10 protein-coding genes are annotated in these 10,193 nt (G+C 34.6%); 3 read left to right on the top strand and 7 right to left on the bottom strand.

Translation table 11 applies throughout. From position 1 onward, the window contains the following. Positions 1 to 327: 327 nt before the first annotated feature. The 6 genes from BM212_RS11225 to BM212_RS12660 form a co-directional block, all read right to left on the bottom strand. Complete coding sequence (locus BM212_RS11225; protein WP_091898605.1) at positions 328 to 1,407, bottom strand: mechanosensitive ion channel family protein; 1,080 nt, start codon at positions 1,405 to 1,407, stop codon at positions 328 to 330. 72 nt (positions 1,408 to 1,479) lie between these two features. Then, complete coding sequence (locus BM212_RS11220; RefSeq protein ID WP_072693724.1) at positions 1,480 to 2,193, bottom strand: DUF624 domain-containing protein; 714 nt, start codon at positions 2,191 to 2,193, stop codon at positions 1,480 to 1,482. A gap of 27 nt (positions 2,194 to 2,220) precedes the next feature. After that, positions 2,221 to 3,039, bottom strand: coding sequence for a carbohydrate ABC transporter permease (locus BM212_RS11215; RefSeq protein ID WP_091898603.1), 819 nt, complete (start codon positions 3,037 to 3,039; stop codon positions 2,221 to 2,223). After that, positions 3,039 to 3,899: a carbohydrate ABC transporter permease gene (locus tag BM212_RS11210; RefSeq protein ID WP_091898601.1), complete on the bottom strand. Its 861-nt coding sequence runs from the start codon at positions 3,897 to 3,899 to the stop codon at positions 3,039 to 3,041. Before BM212_RS11210 ends, BM212_RS11215 begins: the two co-directional genes overlap by 1 nt. Before the next feature lie 92 nt (positions 3,900 to 3,991). Continuing rightward, the gene (locus tag BM212_RS11205; RefSeq protein ID WP_091898599.1) at positions 3,992 to 5,218 is read right to left on the bottom strand and encodes an ABC transporter substrate-binding protein; all 1,227 of its coding nucleotides are present in this window, start codon (positions 5,216 to 5,218) and stop codon (positions 3,992 to 3,994) included. Next, complete coding sequence (locus tag BM212_RS12660) at positions 5,167 to 5,325, bottom strand: hypothetical protein (RefSeq protein ID WP_177206450.1); 159 nt, start codon at positions 5,323 to 5,325, stop codon at positions 5,167 to 5,169. The genes BM212_RS11205 and BM212_RS12660 overlap by 52 nt, the downstream gene beginning before the upstream one ends. Before the next feature lie 342 nt (positions 5,326 to 5,667). On the opposite strand from BM212_RS12660, the gene BM212_RS11200 reads away from it, so the two are divergent. Next, entirely contained in the window at positions 5,668 to 6,495 is an 828-nt protein-coding gene (locus BM212_RS11200) for a GNAT family N-acetyltransferase (RefSeq protein WP_072693720.1), read from the top strand. A 182-nt stretch (positions 6,496 to 6,677) separates the two neighbouring features. Further along, on the top strand, positions 6,678 to 7,703 hold the full coding sequence (locus BM212_RS11195) for a N(5)-(carboxyethyl)ornithine synthase (RefSeq protein ID WP_091898597.1): 1,026 nt from the start codon (positions 6,678 to 6,680) through the stop codon (positions 7,701 to 7,703). Between the two features lie 274 nt (positions 7,704 to 7,977). Here the strand turns inward: BM212_RS11195 and BM212_RS11190 are convergent, their stop codons facing one another. Next, positions 7,978 to 9,180, bottom strand: a complete 1,203-nt coding sequence (locus BM212_RS11190) for a primase C-terminal domain-containing protein (RefSeq protein ID WP_091898595.1) — start codon at positions 9,178 to 9,180, stop codon at positions 7,978 to 7,980. Between the two features lie 822 nt (positions 9,181 to 10,002). On the opposite strand from BM212_RS11190, the gene BM212_RS11185 reads away from it, so the two are divergent. Further along, positions 10,003 to 10,193: transposase (locus BM212_RS11185; protein WP_177206448.1), on the top strand; the 191-nt coding region annotated here is incomplete at its 3' end.

Genomic DNA, 10,193 nt, shown 5'->3' with positions numbered 1-10,193 from the left:
AATTACTTAAAGTAGCCGGGAAACTTGTCCAAACAGGTAGGCAAGTCTATCTTAAACTGTCTAGTTATCACGTTTATCATAAAGAATTCTATGCTGTCTTCGACCGCCTGAGGCGGTCCCATTCATGGGTATAAACTAAGCGGATACTATTTATTTAAGAGAAAAGTTCCAAGGGATAAGTGTGCCCAAAATTATACAAAAGTAATTTTTGGGCACTTACAAAAATGAAAAGAGTCTTTAAAAAGATTGTTTTGGGCAAAAGTTATCAAAATAAATAAAGCGAGAATGATTTTTTTAAGAGATTTACTTAAAATACAGAGTTATGAATTATTCAGGTTTCTCTTGCTGAATTAAATGTAAATCTCTCTGTGGAAAAGGGATTTCGATATCATGGGCATTAAATTTTTCAAACAGCTTAAATCTCAGATCACTAGGAATACGGAATTCTCTTTCATCAGTCTGCTGATCTATCCAGAACCAGACTTTAAAATCTAAAGAAGATTCTCCAAAATTTTCAAAGAAGACTCTTGGTTCAGGATCTGTCAAAATATTATGCCAAGTTTCTTCGTTTAATTCCTTTATCGATTCTTCAATAAGCTTTTTCACTAAGTGAACATCGCTGTCATAAGCGACTCCTACCTCAACAGAAATACGAAGTCTAGTATCTGCATAAGATCTATTAATGAATTTCTCTTCTAGAAAGAAAGAATTAGGAATGATCATTCGTTCATTTGCTCTTGTTCTTACAATTGTTGCGCGCATCTTAATCTCTTCCACATCCGCGATTGTTCCGTCAATAATGATTCTATCGCCGACTTTAACCGGACGTTCAAATAAAATAATCAAACCTGATATAAAGTTCGACATAATATTTTGTAGTCCAAACCCGATCCCAACACCTAACACACTTGCAAATACTGTCAAACTAGTCAAATTAAATCCAAGAGAAGATAATGCGATCAGAATCGCCAGTGCTACAACAACATATTGGAATAACGTATTGAACGTAGCCTGCATTCCTCTGTCTAGCTCGTATCTAGAATACACACTAGGTAACACATGCTTTTTTACCGCATTTGAAAAACGAATCGCTACGATTACCACAAAAAGGACTGCTAAAATCAAAAAAATCGTGACCCTGGTGTCTCCAAAAGTAAAAAGTGTTTCATACAGCCATGGTGTGTTGGATAAGTAAGATAGCAGATAAACGACTAGAACAAAAAGCGTAGTCCAATTTACAAATGCTTTCCATAGTACTTGCCATCTTTCTGATTGAATTAATCGTTTACCGACTTTTTTTAAGATAGACCTAACAACTAGTATACTAATTAATCCTGCTATACCCCCAAGCCAATAAGTAATTCCTGCTTCATTTAAATATTCTAGCCAGCCTTCTAAAATTGCCAATTTATTCGCCCCTCTATTTTGACCTGTTAGTCAATTATAGCAAATACTGATATAAACCTCTAAAAGAACTCTTTACATTGATTCAGAGTCTCGATTCCATTGGACTTTTTTATTTGAAATAATCTTATTGTACTGATAATTGAATATAATAAAACTTGTATATACACAAGCTACTGGCGTCATCCATACAAAAACGGCTATGCTTATTTCAAAACTTGCATAAATCATGAATAGAACTAACATAAAAGATCCAATAGAATAAAAAATTCTGGCAAAAACCAATTGTTGTGCTCTTTTCAACTTCCAAATAAATGGCATCTCAAAGTGAGCTTGAAAACAGAATAATTGCACCATTATGATTAAAGTAAAAAGTAAAGCGATAAATGCTACAGTAAATAGAATAAAACTAATTGACCAGCTATAATATATGAGAAGACCAAGTCCAGTAAATAACCCTGATAGTAGTATCCCCATTTTTAAACTTTCTTTAAAATTACTAACCCAATACCTCCAGAATGTTTTTACTGTAGACACCGGCGTTTGCAATACTATATCTCTTACTAGACAAAACAAAGCTTGGGTAGATGGAAAAAAGAAAAGTGGAAGCCCTAAAGATAATAGAGGTAATAATACATAGTAGCTACTGGGTTGAGTAACGATCTGGAGTTGAATCACCACAATCAGAAGTGGACTATTCAAAATAATCCATAACAAGTTAGCTACAAATAATTTACTGATTTTATCTGATAATTCATATGCCACAGAATAGGCTTTGTCTTTCCACATGTCTTTTCTCCTTTGCTGATTTAATAGCTATTTAAGAGCGCCTTCTGCTACACCTTCTACGATTTGTTTCTGAGAGCTAAAGTAAAAAATGATAACCGGAATAATGGCAATGGTCAGTCCCGCTAAAGCTAAATGCCATTGTTTCGTATATTGTCCAAAGAAATAAAACATGCGAATGGGAATCGTCTGACTATTATTTCCTAGGACTAATGAAGGGAGTAAATAATCATTCCAGATCCAGATAACGTTTAAGATAGCTACCGTAACCGAGATCGGCTTCAATAAAGGAAAGATAATTCTCCAGAAAATCTGAAATTTATTGGCCCCATCCATTCTTGCTGCTTCGTCTAACGTAACCGAAATACTTGTCATGGCACCATGATAAAGAAAGATCGATAAGCTACAGCCAAATCCTAAATACATTAAAATCAACCCCAGACGATTGAGCATTCCGATTTGACCAAAGTTTGAGGTCAACGGAATCATTACTGATTGAAAAGGAATCAGCATAGCTGCTACAAACAGCAGTAACAAAATACTGCTTAATTTACTTTTGTTTCTAGCTAATGCGTACCCTGCCATAGAAGAAAAAATAATAATGACGAGAACGCTGGCTACTGTTATCAGAAGAGAATTAAAAAAAGAACGGATAAACTGTAAATCTTCGAACGCTTGCTGATAATTTTCAATATTTAATTCTGAAGGAGGCGTTAGCACATTGGAAAAGATACCTCTCGGATCCTTGAAGCTATTAACAATCATCAAATAAAATGGTGAAATCCAGATCATTCCCAAAAGGATACCCAGTGCCTCTAATAGATAGAGAGATTTTTTCTTCTTTTTCATTATAAATCCACCTCTCTTTTCTTATTGTAGTAGACTTGGCTAAGAGAAATAACCGCAACAATCAGAAAGAATATAATTGCTTTAGATTGTCCATAAGCCATCTGGTTCCCTGAAAATGCTGTATCCACGATATTCATGGCTACCATTTGCGTAGAATTATACGGACCTCCGCCTGTTAAGGATAAGTTTTGGTCATATATTTTAAATGAATTTGAAAGGGTCAAAAACATCGTGATCGTAAATGCTGGTGCAATCAAAGGAAAAATAACATGTCTAAATTTTTGAAAAGGTGTAGCTCCATCAATTTCTGCAGATTCCAATAGTTCTTTGGGAACTCCCTGCAAATAAGCAATATAGATAATCATGATATAGCCTGCCATCTGCCAGACAGTCAAAATGACGAGCCCCCAGAAACCAGTACCCGGCGTCGCTAACCACACTTGGAGTGACTCCACTCCAATCAATTCTCCAATAGAAGCAAACACTCTAATAAAAATAAATTGCCAGATAAATCCTAAAATCAAACCACCAATCAGATTCGGCATGAAGAAAATTGTTCTTAAAATATTCCTGCTTTTTAATTTACTTGTTACTAAAAGTGCCAGACTCAAACCAATAACATTCAGTAAAATAATACTGGCAACTGAAAACTTAACGGTAAACCAAAGTGATTGCAGAAACTGTTCGTCTCCAAGTAACCGCTTATAATGATTCAATCCAACAAAGCTGGTAAAATTCAATCCATTCCAATTAGTAAAAGAATAAAACAAACCCATGACTACGGGAAGAATCACTACTAATGTAAGACTAAGTAATACGGGGGTAATAAATAACCAAAATGCAAATTCTTTATTCCTCATCTCACTACTTCCTTTCTGAATCAAACATTCACTTCTTAAAAAAAGACAAGGACCGTGATTCATCAAGCTTCACCGGTCCTTGTCAAGCGTATTTACTGTCTCATAGACTCCCAAGCTTGTTTTGATGCTTCGATCGCTTCTTCCCAACTCATGTTTCCACCAAGATACGCTTGTAAATTAGGTCCGAATTCATTTAATTGATAACCAGTAGGAAAGCCTGTAAAGACCCAGCCCAACGTTTCACCGTTTTGTGAATAATCGTAAACCGTTTGAGAAAGTGGATCGCTGATTTCCATGTCTTCATATCCTTCATAAGCAGGAACAAAGTTAAATTCAGAAACTACAAACTCTTTTCCTTCATCCGACAGATACATCCAATCCAAGAAGTCTTTCGCTGCTTGTACTGTAGCATCATCGTTATTACTATTTACTGCCCAATAGTTAGGAACACCGACTGGCAATTGGTCCTCGTACCCCTCTAACGGTATTGGAATCATTCCCACATTGCTTTCTGCAAATTCAGGATCCATCTGCTCTAAGGTAGGATAGATCCAGTTCCCTTGTTGAATCATGGCAACTTGTCCTAGAGAGAAATACTCTTCTACTTGTTGAGAATAATCTAAACTGAGTACAGGTTCTATAGAATATTCTGCCTGTAAGTCTAGCATATTTTTAAATTCATCAGCTCTTTCAAACGCTAATGATTCTGCATTATATGCATCAACTGGATTTTCATTCAATTCCGGTGATAAATAAACATTTGCTAAATGATCTCCCATGACCCAACTTTCAGCGCCAGGTAATGCAAATACCGCTTCAATTCCTAATTCTTCTTTTTGATTATCAATTGTTTCAACCGCTTCTTGTAATTCTTCATAAGTGGAAAGTTCTTCTGGATTCACTCCAGCTTGTTCCAATACTTCCTTATTATAAATAAATCCATAACCTTCTAAATTATATGGAATAGCGTCAATTCGTCCATCATCATGCGTGACATTTTCAATTGTGCCTTCTAAAGCTGCATCTGCTGCTTCTGTATCTGACATATCTGCCATTGTATCTTGAAATTGTTCAATTTCATTTGGACCAGCCACACTGAATATGTCCGGCTCATCACCAGAAGAAAATCTCGTTGTTAATTGTGTGAAATAATCAGTCCCACCTCCGACAGAGGTTATTTCTATTTGAACATTTTCATTCTCTTCCATGTATTGATCCGCTAGTTCATTGAATTGTTCATTAAACTCTACTTTTCCTTGCATAATATTCAGTTGAATGGTTTCGCCATCTCCATCACTTCCTCCAGATTCTGTCCCCATCCGCCTGGTCCAGCACCACTTTCGTTACCACATGCCGCTAAAAGCACTGCACAAGCTCCTGTAAAAAGCGCTCCTATTCTCACCTTAGAATCATGATTTTCTAACATATTGATCTCCCTTTCCAAAAGTCTATCACCCATACAAAATGATCACAATAAGTAAATTATTAGGTAAACTAATTGTAATACAACCGTTTTCATTTTTGCAATTTATATGATTTCACTTGTTTATTTTCTTATATAATGATTTGTCATGAGCAACCTTTTAAAATAGCTATACACTGAACAATTATGATAAAATCATAGTATATTAATCTATTTGTTTTATTGTATAATGATTTATTGGCCTTTTCTTAATCCATCATCATAAAAGTACTCTTTACTTGACCGATATATAATAAACAACTTTCTATAACAGCCAATTAACAAAAAAATTTCGGAGGCTTGTACATGTTAACAATGGAACAACTTTACGATGTAGAAAAGCTTCAAAAAGAAGTAGAAGTATTTGATAAAATTGAATTAAAATTGAATTGGGATATGCTTCGCGATAGAGAAGCATATCACTTTGATTTCTTACACTATGAAAATAATGAATTAATAGCTTTTATTGGGTTATATCCTTTTGGATCAACTGTTGAAGTAACTGGTATGGTTAAACCCAGAGAACGCCGGAAAGGACAGTTCACAAAATTATTTAAAAAATCAATGAAATCAGCGGCTAAAATCGGTTATAAAAAAATCTTATTAAATGCTCCCTCTACAGCTAGAGAAGCAAAGGATTTTCTTAAGAAACAAAAAGCAGACTATAGCTTTACTGAACATCAGATGAAATGGGAGCCAAGACCACTAACCGTTTCTTACTCTGGATTCAAATTACGCCCTACGGAAAGAAAAGATGCAGACTTAAGGATTCAACTTGATATGCTAGCATTCGATTTATCCGAAGAAGATGCCTTGGCAAATGAAAGCAACATTATCAATGATCCAGATACTGATTTATTCATGATTGAAGTGAACCATAAAGCGATTGGTAAAATACAGATCTATCTAGAAGACAGTCAAGCATGGATTTACGGTTTTTCAATTCTTCCTGAGTACCAAGGAAAAGGCATCGGAAGCAACGTATTACGTTATCTCGTACAAGAGCAAAGTAAAAAAGGCTACTCTGTCCATCTAGAAGTAGAAACAACTAACACTAATGCATTAGGATTATATAAAGCTGTTGGCTTTACAGTAATTCATGCTCAAGATTATTACACTTATAAAAAAGCTTAAACGATTAAATGTCTATAAATAAATTAATTAATCTCTAAAAATTTTGAAGTACAAGTTTATGTGAAAATAGGTCTTAATACACTATTTTAATATAAATTTGTATCTAGCTGTCATTAATGAGATAATAAAGTACTAAATGTTGCTCAACACACTTATGGATCATAATTAGGAGGTTAGGAAATATGCTAAAAAAACCATTTAAAACAATCGGTTTTGTCAATAGCCACAAACTTGGTGAAAAGCGAATTGCCTTATTACCTAAAGACATAGTAGAATTAAAACATCGTGAAGCGTTATTCTTTGAAAGAAATTATGGAAGCGATTTAAATATTTCTGATACTGAATATGCAGCTTTAGGTTGCCAAATCGTTTCTAGGAAGGTTGCTTTGGCACAGGATATCGTATGCGATCCTAAAATCGGAGATGCTACTTTTATAAAAGATTTACATCCAGGTCAAACAATATTTGGATGGGTCCATGCAGTACAGAATAAAGAAATAACAGATACATTAGTTGCTAATCAGTTATCTGCCTATGCATGGGAAGACATGTATGAAGACAATCGCCATTCCTACTGGCGCAATAATGAACTAGCTGGAGAAGCTGCTGTTATGCATGCCTATCAATTAAATGGCGTAATGCCGTATGATACAAAAGTAGCTATTTTAGGGCGCGGTAATACTGCACGGGGAGCCCAACGTATTTTAATCGGTTTAGGTGCAGATGTTAAAGTCTATAACCGCAAACAAGAAAAGTTATTTCAAAAAGAAATGACTGAATTCGATGTTATTGTCAATGCGATCTTATGGGATACTTCTCGCACGGATCATCTTATTTACCAAAAAGATTTAAAACAATTCAAACCTGGTACACTGTTTATTGACGTTAGCTGTGACGAGCAAGGTGCCATTGAAACCACCGTTCCTACCTCTTTAAATAATCCTATCTACGAAGTTGATGGAGTTGTCCATTACGCAGTCGATCATACCCCAACTATTTTCTATCGCTCTTCTTCAAATGCCATTTCTTCAGAAACTGCTAACTATATCGATAAATTAGTAGAAAACCGTCCCAACAAGATTTTAAATAATGCTCTGATTGTCGATAACGGACGAATTATTGATGAAAGAATCAATCAATTCCAGCATCGATCTATACATGACTCATTAATACAGTCTGACAGACAAGATCCAGCTTCGTTGGTTTAATTGTTAAAAAAGTCTTTTATAGTTCAAAAATTTGTTTTTGATTAGATATGAGAAAAAACTCTATACGTAAAATTAAATTGGATCTCATGAAGTCGATGTTGACTTTATGAGATCCAGTTTATCCTTTACTAAGTTCCATTTTTCTTTCCCTAAGAGATTGACAATAACACTTTTGCTAGTTCCTAAACGTGTATATTCGTCTCTTCCTTGCTGTGTTTAAATGATAACTTAGTGATCTTCCTTCAGCATTCTTAAAAGGTCTTTAAGGCTTGATTCAGGGATTTTTATCTCCTTCATCAATTCTTTTCTCTTCATTTGAATAATGGGTTGTTTGTTCGATCGCTTGAATTAGATCTAGTCGATACTCCAAATAATACGTTTTCTCACGTTCTCCTCTGGGCTTTGCGAACTTATACCAGGCGCCCTTATTTAAGCTCTCAGAACGATTTTGAGTGATTCCCAAATGTTCTTCTAATACCTGAATATACTGCGCAGAAGCGCCACTATAACGTCCTGAATAAGCGGATCTAACGATCTTCTTCACTTCTCTATCGGATAGTGGGCTCGCCAAAAACGTATTGAACTCGTCCATTAAGTCAATACAGTCTTCTTTCTCCATTTTTGAAGAGTAGCACGCCAAAGAAGCCGTAAAAATTACGGAATTTCGTCCCAGCAATCCTTTACCACCTTTTATCGTCTTCACGTTCAATAAGCTTCTAAACCAGCTTGTTTTTGTTTGCTTAAAATCAGCGTTTTTAAAATTGTCTTTCTGAAGTAATTGTCTTTCTTGTTTTTGATCATCACTAATTTTCACGGACCAAGCCATTAGCTTTTTGAAATTGAATAAGTTAGTCGGATCATAGTAGACAATGTTATCTTCACGTGGAAATCTAAAAACACCGAAGGGATTGCAGCCAAAGTCGGCTCCTTCAATTTCTTTTGAAAAGGCTACTTTCAATGATCTCGCAATGGCCTTATTGGTTCTCAAAGATTTGAAATCATTTGCTTTAGAAATATAGCTAGGTTGGTCCAACACAAAGTATGCTTGATAACCGTTGGGCGTTTCTAGTATCAACGTAGGGACCGTATTGAGTTCAATTCCAGCTATTAAGATATCGTCACTACTTACATTCTCTTTAGAACAATCAAAATCGATCACGAAGGTATTAATCTGTTGTAAGTTTCTTTCAAAAAACCCCATAACATGTTTTCTATTTGGATCTATGTATCCACCCCAGCTGTAAACATTTGGTGTCCAGTGAGAGAGCTTTTCTTTATTCTCGTAGATAGCTTCTTCTGAAGTAATAATGAATCCTCTTGCTTGAGTCATACTTTCCTTGTTACGGAAAGCAAAAGTCACACCTTTTTTACCAGGAGCTTCTTTAAAGTTTGGGGGGCAGCCTTTGCTGTTCTTATACTTGTATTTTCTTAAACCTTTTTTCAATATTGTAGAATACACTTCCAGAATATTGTACATATGTATCGAATCCTTCCCACAAAAAAGAGGACACACTTAATATAAATGTGTCCTCTTCAGTAGAAAGCATTACAAATTTGATTCATTGCAAATCAAATAAGCCTCTCATTAATTGAAGTGCCCGTCAGATTATGGTAAAATAATTATTAAGCGGAGATAAAATCCGTCTAAAAATTATAATTCATAAGTTGTTACCAGCAACTTATAAACTCCGGAGACGAGCAAGAACACATACTGGTGGTATGTGATTCAGAATAAATTGATTGTTGTAAATCAATTTATTCCGTCTCTTTTTTTATGTAATTTTTACTGTATGTTTAGAATATCCGACGTAACTCTATTTGTCCATAGTAAAATTAACCAAACATCATTACTTACTACCTTAATTGTTGATTATACACTACCATAATCAATAATTATATACTACCTCTATTGATCGAAAAATAAAATTATTAACTACCATAATTATTATATATATACTACCTTAACTACTAATTAATTACTACCGTTATTTGATAATATGTACTACTTTTATTTACAAAAATAACCCCGTTTTTTTATGTGTATAAGTATTTGAGTTTATTTTCAATCTATTTACATACTACCTTAATTATACATTATGTACTACCTTAAATCGGAATTTTATCTATTAGTTAACTACCTTAATCCTGAACAATTCATACTTTTCGTTGAAACATGTGCCAACTGCCTAACGGCAGCTTAAATTTACTTTTTCATTTTCACCTGTTAAGTGATGAAAAAAGAACCCCATTCTGATATGGTAAAGGTGTCTAAACCAACCATAAGAAAGGAGTTCTCTTCATGATTAGCTTACACAAAAACCAGGTAAAATTCAATTCAAACATCATCATTTCGCATACAGGTGGTCGTTTATCGAGTGATTCGGGTTTAGTCTTAGTTAAAGAAGTAATGGATACCTTCAAGTTTTCTGATTTGGCAAAATCACTTCTGGACATTAAAGATAACCGTGCTTACTACACGCATGATAATTT

Origin of the sequence: Marinilactibacillus piezotolerans (assembly GCF_900114235.1) — a bacterium.
In the GTDB taxonomy this organism is placed as follows: domain Bacteria; phylum Bacillota; class Bacilli; order Lactobacillales; family Carnobacteriaceae_A; genus Marinilactibacillus; species Marinilactibacillus piezotolerans.
This window is presented reverse-complemented; position numbering and strand designations above follow the sequence as displayed.